The following is a 17,264-nucleotide window of genomic DNA, read 5'->3' as shown; positions in this document are numbered from 1 at the left end:
AAGGAAATTTATTTAAAGACACAAAAATTTTAAATAAATCTAAACCTTAAATTAAATCGTATCTTATTTCAAACCATAACTATGATCCGTCTCATCCTGATTATCATTTTGTTCATCCTTTCTTTAGTGAATTTTTTCCCCGTACCAAGTCAAAGCACATGGTATGTTGGCATTGCCGTTCCCGAATTTCCATGGGTATTTATGCTGGTTGCATTGGCATTGCTGGTTTGGAGTTGGTATTCAAAAAGATTCAGAAAACTGTCGCTTATTTTAGGCATAATTACTTTTGTGATCCTCGGTTCGCCCATTGTGCGGGCTTATAATGTTGGCAGTCACTTAAGTGAAGATCTTGAAAAATCATTTGGAGTAAAAGATGCAGATATGAAAGGTTTTCATCAAAAGAAACCATATAGCTTTTTACAGATGTTTACCGGAAATGGGGCGAAAGATATTCCTTTTAAAACCTATCATTATGCAAAAACCGATGGCGTTGATCTGACTTTAAATTTCACACCTTCAGCCGTTCCCGGTGTTCGTCCGTGTCTGATCGTTGTGCATGGCGGATCGTGGAAACGTGGTGATAACAGTGAGATCGCTGCAGCCAATAATTATTTTGCCAATGCAGGTTATCAGGTAGCAACGATCAATTATCGATTAGCTCCAAAATTCCCAAGTCCGGCTCAGCAGGAAGATCTCCATTCTGCATTTAAATGGATTCGTCAACACGCTGAAGAATTGAAAATTGACACCACGAATATTGTTCTGATGGGAAGATCGGCAGGCGCATCCATTGTTTTAACGATGGCTTACACCGGACACGAAAGCGGGGTAAAAGGGGTTGCGGCATTTTATGGAGCGATCGATATGCCATGGAGCTATAAAAATCCCGACAATCCTTTGATCATGGATTCCAGAGAAGTGCAGAGAGATTTCTTAGGAGGAACACCCGAAGAAGTTCCTGAAAAATATATTGCCGAATCACCAATTTTTCATGTCAATGCCAATACGACTCCTACATTGTTGGCTCACGGCTGTCTTGATGCTCACGTTTGGCATATTCAAAGTGAAATGTTGAAAAAAGAACTAGATAAACATCATGTGAAAAATTATTTACTCACAATTCCCTGGGGAACGCATGGTTTTGAGTATAACCTGAATGGTCCTGCGGGTCAGCTTTCGATGTATTCTGTGGAGCGGTTTTTTTATGCTGTGACGCAGACCAAAAGGTAATATTTTGAGGTTTAAAATTGATGTTGAGATTAAAATGTATGATTTTTCATTTTTAGCCATCATAGAAGACAAGCATTCATTTTGTCATTCCGTAGGAATCTACACTGATATATTTTTAGTTTTTTGAGATTCATACTGAATGACAAAGATACTGTTGAGCGGCGTTGGTAATTCAGAGATAATTTTCGAATTCTAAAATCAATTTAGTTCTATTTTAAAGCCACCCTAAAGTGCAGGATGCTCTGCCAGATGAATCCTCCTAAATTGGCTCTGACGATATTGATGATATGAGCCAATCTAAAAATCTTACCCGCAAAGAATTTATACAGCTTTCAGGCTTAAGTCTGGCGGCGGCATTTTTAGGTTCATCTTTTACCAAAACATTTTCTTTTTCAGATCAGCCTTATTTTAAATTAAAACCTATCGGACGTTCGCTGGAACTCGAGGGTTATTATATTTGGTGCTCGTCTCCGATCTGGGGCGAAGATGGAAAAGTACATCTTTTTTATTCCCGATGGAAAAAAGAAAAAGGGATGGGTGGCTGGCTCAACGGTTCTGAAATCTGTCGTGCAGAAGCCAACTCTCCTTTTGAAAGGTTTGAACATAAGGAAGTGATTTTAAGTCCGAGAGGAAAAGGCTTTTGGGATGCCACTACCTGTCATAATCCTTTAATTAAAAAGGTTGATGATCAGTATTATTTGTTTTTCATGGGAAATTCCAATGGGAAAACGAATACAAAGAAAATTGGTTTGGCTACTGCAAAAAGTCTGGACGGCGAATGGATAAGACCCGATCAGCCGCTGCTTCCCAATGGAAGAGAAGGTGATTGGGATGATCACTGCACAACCAATCCGGCTTTTGTAAAAGGAAACGACGGAAAATACTGGCTGTTTTACAAATCATGGAATACCAAAGAATATGAAAACCAAAAAGGAACCGTCCGCGGAAACCGGAAATATGGCTTGGCAAAAGCCTTGAAACCCGAAGGACCTTATGTAAAAGTTTCCGAAAATCCAGTGATTGATTTTTCAAATCTACCGGATAATGCACAACTGGAAGATGCTTTTGTCTGGAAGCAGAAAGGAAAATTCCATATGATTGCAAGAGATATGGGATTTTTTAATCATGAATATGGTTTGCACTTAAGCTCAAAAGATGGTGTCAAATGGACGAAACCTGAAGTTGGCTATCTGGATTTAAAAAAATACGTTACCGAGCCAGAACCACCGAAACATCTGAAAAGATTCGGAAGACTGGAAAGGCCGATGATTTTGATGGATAAAGCGGGTGAAAAGCCACAATTTCTTTTCGGTGCTACTCAAGGCGGGAAATTTGAAACTTCTACCACTTTTGTTTTTGAGATATTGAAACATTAAATTTTATCATACTTAATTCTTAATATTTATTACTGTAGAACCATCAACGAAGTTTTGTTGATGGTTTTTTAATCGTAAAAATCATTTTATTTTAATATTTTTGAGGCTATTAAAGGAGCTTGAAGCATGAATTTTGAAGATTTTATCATTTCGCCACGCAATTTCAGAACAGAAAACTGGCAGATAGGAAACAGAATTACCAAAGAAATTAAGGAAGACAGTATTGTTTTGCTTTTCATTTCAGATTACCGTGGTGCGGGCGGCGAAACTGAAGTTCAGGATTTTACAGCCATTCGTAAAGAGTTTTACCGACTGTCTCAACTGGATTTTGATATCCCGATTGTGGATTTGGGAGATTTGGTTTCCGGAAAATCTGTGGAAGATTCACACTATATTCTTCAGGAAGTGTTGTCGGCTTGCCATCACAACAGGGCAATTCCTGTGATTATCGGCGGATCCAACGACTTTGCTTTTTCTCTCTTTTCAGGATTAAATTTTCATCAGCAAAATATTAATTATACGCAGATCAGCAATATCATTTCCTTAAAACAAGGCGAGGAAATCAACGAACATACTTTTTTAGGAAAGATTTTCGGCTCTAAAAATTTTTCAATTAAAAATTATCATCATCTGGGTTATCAGAAACATTTAAATGAGGCAGATTCTGTAAAACTTATCAAGGAAGTAGAGTTCGATATCGTCCGTTTGGCTGAAATGATGAATTCTACTGAGAAAACTGAACCTTTTTTCAGAAAAGCAGATTTGGTAACCGTTAATTGTGATGCTGTTGAAAGTTTTAGTGATGCTTTTTCGGTAAATCCGCAGGTGAATGGTTTAAACAGAAGAGAAATTTGTGCGTACATGAAAGAAATTGGTTTAAGTGAAAATTTAAAATCAGTCGGAATCTTCAATTATAATATTTACACTGAAAATCAACTCAATCATCAGCTTTTAGCTCAAATGATTTGGTATTTGATTGAAGGAATCAATATCCAAAAATCTCATCCGAAAGAAAGACAGTATGAACTTTTTTATGTACTGATCAACGACAGGCAGTATGCTTTTAAACGCGATACCTTCAGCAGTCTGTGGTATTTTGGCGATGATGAAAATATTGAAAACTGTATTCCCTGCTCAAGAAAAGATTTTGACGATGCCAAAAAAGGTTGGTTGAGTCCGAGATTTACAAAGGGCTAAAGTATATTATATAAAGCGAAGCGACGAGGTCGCGGAATATTGGTAGAGTAAAGTGAATATACAAACAATTTTGAGCTGCGAAGCTGCGAAATGCTGGTAGACAAATTAAAATAATGACAGATCAATCAAAGACAAACACGGTTTCGATCATTGTTCCGGTTTATAATGTGGAATTATATCTGGAAAAATGCCTGTTGTCTTTGGTGAATCAAACTTTACAGGATATTGAAATCATTGTGGTAAATGACGGAAGCACCGATGGTTCACAAACAATTATCGATGGTTTTTCTGCTGAATTTCCTTCAAAAATAAAAGCTTTCACCAAAGAAAACGGAGGTTTAAGCGACGCCCGAAATTTCGGGATAGACCACGCCTCCGGAGATTATCTAGGTTTTGTAGACAGTGATGATTATGTTTCTGACAAAATGTTTGAAGAAATGCTGAATCTGGCTGTAAAACATAATGCCGAAATGGTGATCTGCAATATTCAGAAAGTGGATGAGCATGGAAACGTCACTCAAAAACTCACCCAAATTCCGAATATGCCTGAGAAAATTGATTTGGAAAAGAATTTTTCCGTTTTTTCAGATTTAAGTTATTTTGCGTGTAATAAATTGTTTAGAAGAGAACTTTTTCAGACTAAAAGATTTAAAAAAGGAGTTCATTTTGAAGATATTCAGCTTATTCCGCAGCTATTACTGGAATGTAAAACACTGGCTCAGACCCAGAATTTTCACTATCAATATCTGGAGCGCACCAATTCTATTTCAAAAACCCATACCGAAAAAGGTTTGGATATTTTGAAGGCTGTGGAAGATGTAGAAACTGAATTTCAAAAATCTTCCTATTCAAACAAATTAAATGAACTTAAGAACTTTCAGATTCTTGAAGGGGTTTATACTTTTTTAGCCTATCTCGCATTTGTAAAGGATGAGAATTTGTTTAAAATAATGAGCAAAAAACTTAGGGATTTTATGCAGGAACGGAATGTTAAATTTAAAGATATATTGATTTACAATCGTTTTGATAGAAATTATCTGTTATCTTTGCCGTTGAAAAAAAAAATTTATTATCTGCTTTATTTCAGCGGTCTTTACGGAGTTTTAAAGAGATTACTGTAAGATCTTCTGCTGATTTAAAAGCTGTACACAAACAAGAATGAAGAATTTTGAATTGTTCTTATTGCAAACAGGACTTCCCTTTTTTTATCTGAAAGTAGGCTTGGCTTTAGTGCTCTCATTCGTCATTACCTATTTTTCAGTACCTACAATCATTAAAATTTCCCGTAGAAAAAACCTGATGGATGAGCCGGGACAGCGAAGTTCTCATCTCAGGAAAATACCCAATCTTGGCGGTATCGCTATTTTTTATTCTATAGGAATTTGCGCTTCGATTTTTGCCCACGAGATTTTTGATCTTTATAAATTTCTTTTTGCCTCATTGGTTATTCTCCTTTACGTAGGCGTAATGGACGATATTATGGTGATGAGAGCCTACAAAAAACTGATTGCCCAGATTTTGGTTTCGGTGGTATTGGTGATGGGTTCAGACGTGCGCATCAGAAGTCTTTTCGGGATTTTTGGTGTTTATGAGCTCAATTATTTTATCAGCGTTATTTTTACTGTGGTTACCTTTATTATTTTAATTAATGCTTTTAACTTGATTGATGGCATCGACGGTTTGGCCGGAGGGTATTCGCTTCTCTGCAGTGCGCTTTTTGGTATGAGTTATTATCGTTTAGGAGAATATAACTATCCGTTGGTAATTCTTTCGGTGTGTATTATAGGATCTGTTTTGGCTTTTTTATATTATAATCTTTCACATTACCGCTCTACCAAAATATTTATGGGTGATACAGGCTCTATGCTATTAGGCTTTTTGCTTGCATTTACAGCAGTTTGTTTTATTGATATTTTTATTGATCGAGAGATTCCAAATATGCCTCGTTATCATCTGAAATCTGCGCCGGCAATTGCTGTGGCGATATTAATTTTGCCTATTGTAGATACGCTTAATGTGATCATCATAAGATGCATCAACAAAAAATCACCTTTTGAGGCAGATAAGAATCATATTCATCACAAACTGATCAGGATGAATCTTACGCACCGGAGATCAAGCTTTTATATCATGTGTTATTATCTTTTTATTATCGTTGTTGCATATTTTCTGAGGCATATTGATGTGAATCTTCTGCTGCTTGTTGTCTTGTCTCTTGGCTTTTTAGGAGCATACCTGCCGGATATTGTCACAAAGGTTCAAAAACTAAAAACACAATCTTAACTTTAAATTTCTATTTTTGCAAATTAATTTTATTCAGTAATGAAAAATTTGAATTATTACCTGTTTCTACTTTTACCATTCTTTCTTTCATCTTGCATAGCACCGAAAGATGTAAAGTATATGCAGCCCAGCGAAAGTCTGGTAATCAATGAAGAAGGACTCATACCATATAATATCCCTATATATAGAGTTACTAAAAATGATATCCTGAAATTGGATATTGTAACTACACCTAAAGGAGATGCAGCGCAGTTTTACAGCAGCATGAATGCACCTGGATCTACTGTAAACAACATCAGTGTTGCTGGAGGCGCAGGAACAGGTGGAAATGCGATGATATATTTTACGGGATTAAAAGTTGATTCCAACGGAGATATCAATATTTTCGGGATTGGCTTTGTAAAAGCAGAGGGAAGAACCATTGAAGATATTGCTAAAGATATTCAGGACAAAGTAAACGAAAATTTTCAGGAAGGCAAATCTGAGGTTCGTTTAAATACTGCAGGAATCACATACTATGTTTTAGGTGATGTAGAAACTACAGGTATGACAGGTGAAAAAGTCGTGATGAAAAATACGCTCACTTTATCGGAAGCAATTTCGATCAACGGTGGTTTAAACAGAACAATCGACAGAAAAAACATTGTTATTCTTAGAAAATTACCTGAGGGAATTAAAAGAGCAAAAATTGACCTTACCAGAGAAGATGTAATGAATTCACCATATTTTTACGTTCAAAACGGGGACGAAATTTATCTTACCACAAGAGGCAGAAGTCTTAACGGATTCGGAAAGGATCCGGTACAGACAATTATAAGCGGAGTTTCTGTATTTACTACGGCTTTATCAGTGTATCTACTTATCAAAAATCTATAATATGATTCCGGAAAGAGAAAATAAGACAGATAAAATTCAGCCTAAGGAGAAAACGGGTTCATTTGCGATTTTTGATATTGAGCATTTTATAAGAAGAGTAATCAGAAACTGGTACTGGTTTGTGCTGATGCTGATGTTGGGCTACGGAATTGCCTATGTTTACGGAAAGTACTACGCTCAGAATATTTATGCGTCAAATTTATCCTTAAGTGTTTCAAACAATACAGCAAGTTATTTTACACCTAATCAATCCATCAATTTCATTTGGGGACAGGGTGGAAATCAGGACGGGATTTATCTGAAGAAAATGTTGCTTTCGCGTACTCACAACGAATTTTTAGTAAAGGAGTTGGGGCTTTTCGTGAATTACAGAACAAAAGGTATCATTAAAGCAACGTATCTGGATAAGGAAGATTCACCTGTCTTTATAGAAATTGACAAAAAGCATCTTCAGCAGGTCAACTATCCCATCACTCTACTGCCAAAAGCTAATGGCACTTACGAAGTTCGACTACCGGAAGAAGGGGAATCTACAAATCTCTACAATTACGAGTATGAAGGTTATCATAATGTTGATGCCTTTACGAGACCTGCAAACAAAACTGTTAAAGTTAATGAATGGTACACCACGCCAAATCTCAGATTCAGATTGGTACCAAATCCTAAAACTCTGGCGATAAAACTGGATAATATAATTGTAGAACTTTCCACCGTAAACGATGCTGTAAATAACATTATCGGGACAATGGCGGTAGATTTTGATAAAGAAATCAATACCATAATGATTATTACCAAAACAGGTTATAATCTTAACAGTACGGTGAATTTTCTGAATAAATCTGTTGCTGAACTTCAGAAGAAAAGGTTTGCAGATAAAAATATTTTGGATGAAAATACCAAAGAATATCTTGAAGAAAATCTGAAAGCAATCAGAAAAAAACTGGATTCGAGTGCTCAGGTAATGAACTATCTGAAGACATCAGAGAAACTCTACGATATCAAAAACAGAGATGAGAAATCTTTAGAAAGAATAAAAGAACTTGAAACCAAGAAAGCAGATCTTTTAAGCAAACTTACTTCCCTCAACACGATTAGAAACAGTGTAGACGGGCAGAATTTTGAGAAAATGATCAGCACCACTGCTGCAGGTTTTGAAGACGGGCTTTTTCAGGCTTCAATTTCTGAGATGAAGGCGCTTTACGCCAAAAGAAGGGAGATGGCAGCGATTTACACACCCAATTCTGAACCGATGAAGGAAATCAACAGACTCATCAGTGAGGCCAGAGTGAATTCCAACGGTGCTTTGAGAAATTACCATACAGTTTACACAACAGAAATTTCAAAAATCGATCAGCAAATCGGCAATGCCAACATGGATCTTGATACTTACCCTGAAAAACAGAGAAAATATCTGGATGCTGAGCGTGGCTACAATATGATTGAAGCTACATACAACAGCATTTTATCAAGACAGAATGAGAGCCAGCTGAGACTTGCGACCAATAAATCTGATATTTCGGTAATTGACCCTGCAAAAAATCTTGGTCAGGGACCTATCGGACCGAATGTGAAAGGAACTAAGTCGATGATTATGGGTGGGCTGCTGTTGCTACCTCTATTTTTCATTGGTATCGGAGCATTCCTGGATACAAAAATCAGAAATATAAAGGAGCTTCTTAGTGTTACCAAAATTCCGCTTTTGGGAGTTATCGGAAATAATGCCAGTGGAGACAATATGCTTACTGTGCTGGAGCAGCCGAAATCTTCTGTATCAGAATCCTTCAGGGGAATCAGGGCGAATATGAGATTCCTGTCTGGTGAGAGCGATAAGAGTAAAGTTATTCTTATAACATCATCTGTCGGTGGAGAAGGTAAAACCTATGTTTCTATCAACCTCTCTTCAGTATTGGGATTAAGTGATAAGAAAACAATTTTGCTGGGAATGGATTTAAGAAAACCGAAAATTTTCAATGATTTTAACATCGATAATAAATTTGGTATCTCAAATTACCTCACTGGTGAAGTAGGGATCGATAAGATCATCAATAAGACAAGAATCCCGAATCTGGACGTAGCGACATCCGGACCTATTCCTCCGAATCCGTCTGAATTGCTGATGAGCGAAAAGAATATGCAGTTCATTGATGAGCTTCGTACAATGTATGATTTTATTGTAATCGACTCGCCGCCGGTAGGTCTGGTAGCAGATTCATTTGAACTGATGAAGCATTCTGATGCCAATTTATATGTGGTAAGACACGAGTATACCGAAAAGTATATGCTTAAAATGATTGCTGAAAAATACAACGACAACGAAATTAAGCATTTGGGAATTGTTTATAATGATTACAATACCAAACAGGGTTACGGCTATGGTTATGGCTACGGTTATGGCTATGGTTACGGATATTTTGATGAAGACAAAAACTACAAAGAGCCTCTGTTAATAAGAGTAAGGAATAAACTGCGTGAGTTTTTTAACAAAAAATAGATGTGAACCCTCTTTTTTGAGGGTTTTCTCTTTTGGTCGTAGATCTGGGCGGGTTTTATTATGAAAAGATTTTAAATAAAAAATTATTTTTTTATCATCTTTAAGGAAAATAAAAAAGCCCTGCAAAATTTTTAAAAAACCGTGTAAAATAGCAGAAAAAGAATATTTTTAACATTTTGCCGTTTAGTTACATATTAATTATGTTTTTTTGTTTATTTTTAACTAATCATTAAGATTATCATTAATATAAAAATGTTTTATATTTGCAAAAATTAAATTTTAAAATAACCATAAATCCGTATTCTTTTATGAATAAAAAATTATTGTTTAGCTTCCTTGCCATTTTTAGTGTAATGGTATCAGTGAAAGCTCAAAGAAACGAATTGGGAATTCGATTGGGGATGAGTAATCTTGTTGGCGATATTGGTAAAACAAATTATATCCTGCAAAAACCTTTGGATTTAGACAGAGCTTCTGAATGGGGATTTCCTTTTTACGGTGGTTTATTATACAGATTTAATTTTAATCCTTATCAAACTATCCGATTAGACGTTGGTTACAACCAGGTACAGTTCAGCGATAAGGCTGCAAAAGAAGAATACAGAAGAAACCGTAATTCTTTCGGGAAAAATGATATCTACGAAGCAAGTTTACTATTCGAATACAATCTTTTCCCTGTAAACAACGAGCAGATGAGTATGTTAAGTCCCTATGTATTTGCAGGTTTCGGAGGGATTATGTTTGATGCTCCAAAAGCTACGGTAAGACACGATTACAGAAGAGATGCCAACGGAGTGGCTCAGGCACCGATTGATGAACTTGATTTTGTAACGACTGTAGATTATTCTTTAGGAAAAAAAATAGCACCTGTTGTACCTTTTGGTGTAGGTTTGAAATATAAATTCAACCACGGATGGGCAGTTTTTGCAGAAGCAACTTTCAGACTTGCAGTTACAGATCAGCTGGATCACAGTAAAGTTCTTAGAACAGATGTAAACTCAAGCTATAATGCAGAAATTTTGAGTCCTTCCACCGGAGGTTCATTACTTGAAACAGGAAATTATTTTATTGTTTCTAAAGAAAGAGAAGCAGAATTTATCAGAAACAGAAATGTAGGTGACGGTGAATCAAGAGATTGGTTGAATACCTTCAGCCTTGGTCTTACCTATTCATTCGGAAGACCGCCTTGTTATTGTGATTAATTATTATGTCGTTGATTAAAGATAAAATAGACCCCGAAAAATTACCACAGCACGTTGCAATCATCATGGATGGTAATGGTAGATGGGCAAAATCGAGGGGTGAAGAAAGAACGTTTGGCCACAAAAATGCCATTGATGCTGTAAGAAATGCTATTAACGCATGTAATGAAGTTCAGATTCCTTACCTTACTCTGTACACATTTTCATCAGAAAACTGGAAGCGTCCTGAAGAGGAAGTTAGCACACTGATGAATCTGCTTACCGAAACACTGCTTCTGGAAGCTGAAGAGATTTTCACCAAAGGCCTGCGTCTGCATGTTATTGGAAACGTAGATAAGCTTTCATCATTGGTAAGAGATCAATTGCTGCATGTAGTAGATCTTACCAAAGATAATACCAAAGGCAACCTGATTCTGGCAATCAGCTACGGTTCTCAGGAAGAAATCCTGAATGCGGTGAAGAAAATCGGTACCGATGTGAAAGAAGGAAAAATTGAAGTTGAAAATATTAACGAACAACTATTCGAAAATTACTTATATACAAAAAATTTCCCTCCTGTAGATCTGTTGATAAGAACAAGCGGTGAAGTACGCATCAGCAATTTTCTGCTTTGGCAGATTGCGTATGCCGAGCTGCAGTTTCTCGATATTCTTTGGCCAGATTTTACAAAAGATGTTTTCTTTCAATGTATTGTAGATTATCAGAACAAAGAAAGAAGATATGGCCTCACGGGAGAGCAAATCAAAATCCAGTAAATTTTTTAGAAAAGAAAGACTACGATAAAATGAAGTTTAGATTATTACCCATCATCATGTTTGCAGCTTCTGCACATTTTTATGGACAAGTAACACCACAAGACAGTACCGCTGTGAATACAAGCATACTGGCAGAAAATCAAGCGGGAACTTACACCCTTAAAGATATTGTTGTGGATGGGGTAAAAAAATACACACCTGCTCAGGTTCTGAGATTCACAGGTCTGTCGAAAGGAGAGATTGTAGATATTCCGGGGCAGAAGATCAGTAATGGGATCAAAAAGCTTTGGGACACGCAGTCTTTTTCTGAAGTTGAAGTGTATGTAGAGAGCATTGAAGGACAAACTGTAGTTTTAAAATTTTATCTTCAGGATCTTAAGGAACTTGGAGAAGTTAAATTTACAGGAAAGGGTATCGGGAAATCTAAAAACGAAAAACTGGCAAAAGATAATAATCTGAAGCCTGGAACGAAGATTACTCAGAACCTTGTTTCAAGTCTTAAAACCAATCTTCCCAAAGATTATGTGAAGAAAGGTTTTGCAGACGCCAGCATCAGCATTCAGGATAAGGTGAATGCCAATGATCCGAATATGGTAGACTGGACGATCAATGTAGACAAAGGCAAAAGAATCAAAATAAGCCATATCGAGTTTGAAGGGAACGAAAACGTGACCGATGCTAAACTTAGAAAAAAAGCATTCAAAGAAACCAAACAGAAGAGATTCGGGATTGGAGGAATTTTGAAATCGTCTAAATTCATTGAAGAAAAGTATACTGAAGACAAACAGAGCCTTGTGAACTATTACAATTCTTTGGGGTACAGAGATGCTAAAATTGTTTCAGATTCTGTCTGGAGAAATAAAAAGAATAATTACGAAATCAACGTAAAATTGTCTGAAGGTAAAAAATATTACATCGGTGATATTACTTTTACCGGAAATACAGTGTATCCTACAGAATATCTTCAGAGAATTCTGGGGTACAAGAAAGGTGATATCTACGATGCGGTAGGTTTCAACAAAAAAGTTGGTGAAGACGGAGGTAAAGAAGATGATTCAGACATCAAATCGATGTACATGAATAACGGTTACCTTTTCTCAAACGTTACGCCGGTAGAAAAATCAGTAAGCGGAGATGCCGTAAACCTGGAAATCCGTATTAATGAAGGAGAGCAGGCTACCTGGAACCGTGTTACATGGGAAGGAAACACCACCACTCATGACCACGTAATTCTCCGTTCGTTGAGAACAAAACCGGGTGAGCTATTCAAAAAATCTGAAATCAAAAGAACCTATTTCGATTTGGCAGGGATGTCATTCTTCGATCCTCAGCAGATCGGGCAGGATATCAACCCAAATCAGCAGGACAATACAGTAGACTTAAACTGGAAGCTTGTTGAAAAAGGATCTTCACAGGTTCAGCTTCAGGCAGGTTACGGTGGTAACAGTTTTATCGGTACTTTAGGTCTTACATTCAATAACTTCTCACTGAGAAATTTCCTTAAATTTAAAGACTTTAGACCTGTACCTCAGGGTGATGGGCAGACCTTGTCTATTCAGGCTCAGGCGGGGCAGTATTTCCAGAATTACGGGATTTCATTTACAGAGCCATGGTTGTTCGGTACAAAACCTACAGCACTTTCTGTAAGTCTAAACAACTCAAGAGTAAATTACAGCCAGTTCAACGGTCCGGATCAGAGATTGAATATTTTCTCGGCATCAGTAGGTCTTAACAGACTTTTAAGATGGCCGGATGATTATTTCTCACTGTACACAGGTCTTCAGTTCCAGAAGTATAATTTCAGCAATTATCCTTTTGAATTTGGTACGTCTACAGAATTGTACGGTACGGCAAATAACTTAAGTTTAAATATAGGTTTAAGCAGAAACTCGGCCGGAATCGATCCTATCTTCCCTACAATGGGTTCAAATATTGAATTGTCAGGTAAATTTACTCCTCCATATTCATTGTTTAAGTCCAGAAACTATTCTTCTATGACACCTGTAGAGAAATATAAGTGGATGGAATTTTATAAAATTAAATTTAAAGCTGATGTTTACAACGAAGTTTTAGGCAAACTTGTCTTAAGATCTTCCGCAGAAATGGGTTTTATGGATGGATATGACAAAGCATTGGGAGCTCCGCCATTTGAAAGATTCTACGTTGGTGGAACCGGTCTTTTCGGAGGTAGATTTGACGGTAGAGAGCTTATTCCGTTAAGAGGTTATGAAAATGCTTCCACTTACGGCGGACAGTTAGATGATATTACTCCTACAGGTGGAGGTACTATTTACAACAGATTTACGTTAGAGTTAAGATATCCAATCTCAATGAATCAGACGGCCAAAATTTATGCATTAACTTTTGCAGAAGGTGGTAACGTTTGGAACTCATGGTCAAATTATAATCCGTTTACACTGAAAAGATCAGTAGGTGTGGGTGTTAGAGTATACATGGGAGCCTTTGGTTTAATTGGTTTCGACTTCGCATACGGTTTCGACAAAACAGTATTAGGAACAGAACCTGCAGGTTGGAAGACGCACTTCTTAATGAACCAATCTTTATAATTATGCAAACTTTAAAAGCTTTTATTTTTCTATTCGTATTTTCCGCATTTTCATTTGTGAATGCTCAGAAAATAGGTGTCGTTGATACAGAATATATTTTGGGAATGCTTCCTCAATACAAAGAAGCCGAGGCAAGATTGAATTCTCAGATTGATACCTGGCAGAATGACCTGCAAAACCAGCAGTCTGAATATGAAAGGAAAAGAGCAGCTTTTGAAAACGAAAAAGTTTTATTGATTGGCGATCAGCTGAGACTTCGCGAAAAGGAAGTTTTGGATTTAGAAAAAAATATCAAGACCACAACAAGTTTAAGATTTGGTTCTACCGGAGAAATCAGTAAGCTTAGAGCCAATTTGATGACGCCTTTTCAGGATCAGATCTGGGCAGCAATCCAAAGGATGTCTGAAAAAAACGGGCTGGGCATGGTTCTTGATAAAACAGACAACAATGTAATTTTCCTTCAGAAGAGATATGATTACACCGATAAGGTTTTAGACATACTTTTAAAAGGAACAGACAAAGAAAAAAAGAGCAAAAAATAAATTCCGGTTGCAGTAATTAACTTTTTACTATTTTTGCAATCAAAGAAAAAACAAAATTATCTATTTACCTATTATGAAAAAATTAAGTGTATTATTTGCAGCGATATTGATGATGGCCTCTTTCGGAATGGCTAAAGCGCAAAAAGTTGCTACTTTGGATGTATTCGGAGTATTGAATGCAATGCCGGAAAAAAAGAAGGCGGATACAGATCTTAAAGCTTTTGCAGATACTAAAGAAGCTGAAATCAAGAAAAAAATGGAAGCAGCTCAAACAAAGTATGACCTTTACATGAAGGAAGCTCAAACTAAGACTGAAGCTGAAAACAAAGCGAGAGGTGACGAAATGAAGAAGCTTCAGGACGAAATCACTGCTATGCAAGAGAAAGCTAGAAAAGATCTTGATACAAAACAAAATGCAGCTTTCAACCCAATTGAAGCAAAACTAAACGCTGCAATTGAAAAAGTTTCTAAAGCTGGAGGTTACGAATTTGTAATGGATGGTAACTCTACTTCACTGGTTTATAAAAACGGACCGGACATTACAGATGCTGTAAAAAAAGAACTGGCTATTAAATAATTTTTTAATTCCAAATAATAATCACCACCTTTATTCTTTATTAAAGGTGGTTTTTTTATTTTTGTGCCATGGAAAAAGAAGTTGCAACAACGGTAAAAGTCAGATTCAGTGACTGTGATCCGATAGGTCATCTGAATAATGTGAAATATCTGGATTATATGTTCAATGCCAGAGAAGATCATGTAGAAACCTACTATGGCTTTACCTATGAAGAATATACCAAAAAAACAGGATGTACATGGATTACGGTTCAGAACGAAATTGCTTATCTCAGAGAAGTCCGTTACAATCATGAGGTGGTGATCAGCAGTAAAACCATAGAGATCAATGAGCGTACTGCAAAAGTTGAGATTCTGATGAAAAGTCCTGACGAAAAAACCATTCACGCCGTGATGTGGGTTACCGTTATTTATTTTAATATGAAAACCAGAAGATCAGAAACGCATCCTCCGGAAATCATCGAAACTTTCGGTAAATTCTTTGTTGACCTTGAGCAGAAAGATTTCCAGTCGAGAGTAAAATTTTTAAGATCACAAAACGCAAAAAATTCTTAATATGAAAAAAATCGCAGTTATTGGCGGAAACGGACAGTTAGGAAACTGTATCAGAAAACTTGCTTTCGATTTTGAAAGCAGATATGAATTTATTTTTACAGATTCAAAAACTTTAGATATTACAGACAAAGATCAGATTGATGATTTTTTCTACGACAATAAACCGGAATTCTGCATCAACGCATCGGCCTACACCGCAGTTGATCTGGCCGAAAAAGAAGAAGAGAAAGCATTTGCTGTAAATGCTGTTGCAGTTGGAAATCTGGCAGAAGTCTGTAAAGAATACAAAACAACATTAATTCACGTTTCTACAGATTACGTTTTTGATGGTGAAACCAATTTAGATTATTCCGAAGACGATTTCACAAGCCCGATTGGAGTTTACGGAGCTTCTAAAAGAGAAGGTGAGGAGCTGGCATTGGAGAATAATCCAAAAACAGTTATTCTCAGGACTTCATGGCTTTACTCTGAGTTCAATAAGAATTTTGTGAAAACGATGCTTAACCTGTTTTCACAAAAAGATGAATTGGGAATTGTGGGCGATCAGTTTGGCCAGCCAACCAATGCAAACGATTTGGCAGAGGCAATTTTAAAAATCATTGATACCGAACCAAAAACCTTTGGAATTTTCCATTTTTCGAACTATCCCGAAACGACATGGTTTGAGTTTGCCAAAAAAATTGCTGAATTTTCAGGATCTTCAGTAAAATTGAACCCTTTAACAACCGAGCAATATCCAACTCCGGCAAAAAGACCAAAAAGAAGCACCATGAATTTAGACAAAATCGAAAAAGTATATAAGATCGAACCTAAACATTGGGAAAACAGTCTTCAGGATGCAGTTACAATTCTTAAAAATTAATTCCAATAAATGAATAAAATTCATATTCTGATTTTCGTTTTGATTTCACAAATCATCTTTTCACAGGATGTTCTTCTGAACAAGGTTGAAAAGGTTAATGACAATACGGACAAGTCACTTGTATTTCTGTCAGAAAACAGTGAAAAAGCCGAGTATTTGGGCGAACTGGAAGTCAGAGGTTTTTCTAATGATGATGCAGCTGTATTTTCTTCTGTCTACAGAAAAGCAAAAGAAATCGGTGCCAACAGTTTTTCATTAAAGCCTTTTGAAACCGTTGACGGTTCGCCTTCAAAATTTGATGCTGCGCATTACAGACTGAATTTATATTATGTAAATAAAACAAGCCTTCCAAAAAAGGATGGGTCGATTTTCATATTTGCATCTTCAGAAAAAGACCAGAAGATCAGTGTAAACAGAAAAGATTATATTTTGGAACCGAGATCCTATCTCACAATTCCTGCGATCGCTGCGGAAGTTTATACAATCTCCACTAAAAAACTGTTAGGTTCCACTTTGAAATTTCAGGTGAAAGATCAAAGCTCATCCTATTATTTTCAGGCATCATCCTCAAAAGTGAAAGCCGATGAATCGGGAGTGGGCGGTTTGAATTTAAAATCCGGAGACATCGTTGGTCTCGAAAGTTCTTACGGAGATTTTTTAAGATTAATTTATACCCGAAAATAAAAACTCAAACCCGAAGAATTTTCCTCGGGTTTTTTTGTAAACTTTTCTCAAAGTAAAAAATCGTCTTT

Annotated in this window: 15 protein-coding genes; all 15 read left to right on the top strand. The window is 36.5% G+C overall.

All coding sequences use genetic code 11. The features are described from left to right. Positions 1 to 81: 81 nt before the first annotated feature. A complete protein-coding gene (locus tag NG809_RS08000; protein WP_262149578.1) occupies positions 82 to 1,230 on the top strand; it encodes an alpha/beta hydrolase in 1,149 nt (382 codons plus the stop codon). A 287-nt stretch (positions 1,231 to 1,517) separates the two neighbouring features. Further along, entirely contained in the window at positions 1,518 to 2,606 is a 1,089-nt protein-coding gene (locus NG809_RS07995; protein WP_262149576.1) for a glycoside hydrolase family protein, read from the top strand. A 126-nt stretch (positions 2,607 to 2,732) separates the two neighbouring features. Further along, positions 2,733 to 3,803 carry a formimidoylglutamase gene (locus NG809_RS07990; RefSeq protein WP_262149574.1) on the top strand — a complete coding sequence of 357 codons (1,071 nt, stop codon included), beginning with the start codon at positions 2,733 to 2,735 and terminating at the stop codon, positions 3,801 to 3,803. Between the two features lie 113 nt (positions 3,804 to 3,916). Continuing rightward, positions 3,917 to 4,924: a glycosyltransferase family 2 protein gene (locus NG809_RS07985; protein WP_262149573.1), complete on the top strand. Its 1,008-nt coding sequence runs from the start codon at positions 3,917 to 3,919 to the stop codon at positions 4,922 to 4,924. A 37-nt stretch (positions 4,925 to 4,961) separates the two neighbouring features. After that, entirely contained in the window at positions 4,962 to 6,086 is a 1,125-nt protein-coding gene (locus NG809_RS07980) for a glycosyltransferase family 4 protein (protein ID WP_262149571.1), read from the top strand. A 39-nt stretch (positions 6,087 to 6,125) separates the two neighbouring features. After that, a complete protein-coding gene (locus tag NG809_RS07975) occupies positions 6,126 to 6,962 on the top strand; it encodes a polysaccharide biosynthesis/export family protein (RefSeq protein WP_262149570.1) in 837 nt (278 codons plus the stop codon). A 1-nt stretch (position 6,963) separates the two neighbouring features. Beyond that, the gene (locus NG809_RS07970; RefSeq protein ID WP_262149568.1) at positions 6,964 to 9,453 is read left to right on the top strand and encodes an exopolysaccharide transport family protein; all 2,490 of its coding nucleotides are present in this window, start codon (positions 6,964 to 6,966) and stop codon (positions 9,451 to 9,453) included. A 308-nt stretch (positions 9,454 to 9,761) separates the two neighbouring features. Next, positions 9,762 to 10,655 carry a DUF6089 family protein gene (locus NG809_RS07965; RefSeq protein ID WP_262149567.1) on the top strand — a complete coding sequence of 298 codons (894 nt, stop codon included), beginning with the start codon at positions 9,762 to 9,764 and terminating at the stop codon, positions 10,653 to 10,655. 5 nt (positions 10,656 to 10,660) lie between these two features. Further along, on the top strand, positions 10,661 to 11,410 hold the full coding sequence (uppS, locus tag NG809_RS07960; protein WP_262149566.1) for a polyprenyl diphosphate synthase: 750 nt from the start codon (positions 10,661 to 10,663) through the stop codon (positions 11,408 to 11,410). A gap of 29 nt (positions 11,411 to 11,439) precedes the next feature. Further along, positions 11,440 to 13,977 (top strand): outer membrane protein assembly factor BamA, encoded by a 2,538-nt coding sequence (bamA, locus tag NG809_RS07955; protein WP_262149565.1) that lies wholly within the window; start codon positions 11,440 to 11,442, stop codon positions 13,975 to 13,977. A gap of 2 nt (positions 13,978 to 13,979) precedes the next feature. Next, complete coding sequence (locus tag NG809_RS07950; RefSeq protein ID WP_262149563.1) at positions 13,980 to 14,519, top strand: OmpH family outer membrane protein; 540 nt, start codon at positions 13,980 to 13,982, stop codon at positions 14,517 to 14,519. Positions 14,520 to 14,592: 73 nt separating this feature from the next. After that, positions 14,593 to 15,096, top strand: a complete 504-nt coding sequence (locus tag NG809_RS07945) for an OmpH family outer membrane protein (protein WP_262149562.1) — start codon at positions 14,593 to 14,595, stop codon at positions 15,094 to 15,096. Positions 15,097 to 15,164: 68 nt separating this feature from the next. Then, on the top strand, positions 15,165 to 15,650 hold the full coding sequence (locus NG809_RS07940) for an acyl-CoA thioesterase (protein ID WP_262149560.1): 486 nt from the start codon (positions 15,165 to 15,167) through the stop codon (positions 15,648 to 15,650). A gap of 1 nt (position 15,651) precedes the next feature. Beyond that, positions 15,652 to 16,512 (top strand): dTDP-4-dehydrorhamnose reductase, encoded by an 861-nt coding sequence (gene rfbD, locus NG809_RS07935; RefSeq protein ID WP_262149559.1) that lies wholly within the window; start codon positions 15,652 to 15,654, stop codon positions 16,510 to 16,512. A gap of 9 nt (positions 16,513 to 16,521) precedes the next feature. Then, on the top strand, positions 16,522 to 17,196 hold the full coding sequence (locus NG809_RS07930) for a hypothetical protein (RefSeq protein WP_262149557.1): 675 nt from the start codon (positions 16,522 to 16,524) through the stop codon (positions 17,194 to 17,196). Positions 17,197 to 17,264 lie beyond the last annotated feature (68 nt).

It is taken from the genome of Chryseobacterium foetidum, from assembly GCF_025457425.1.
GTDB lineage: Bacteria > Bacteroidota > Bacteroidia > Flavobacteriales > Weeksellaceae > Chryseobacterium > Chryseobacterium foetidum.
The sequence above is the reverse complement of the archived record's forward strand: the minus strand, read 5'-3'. Positions and strand labels throughout refer to the sequence as shown.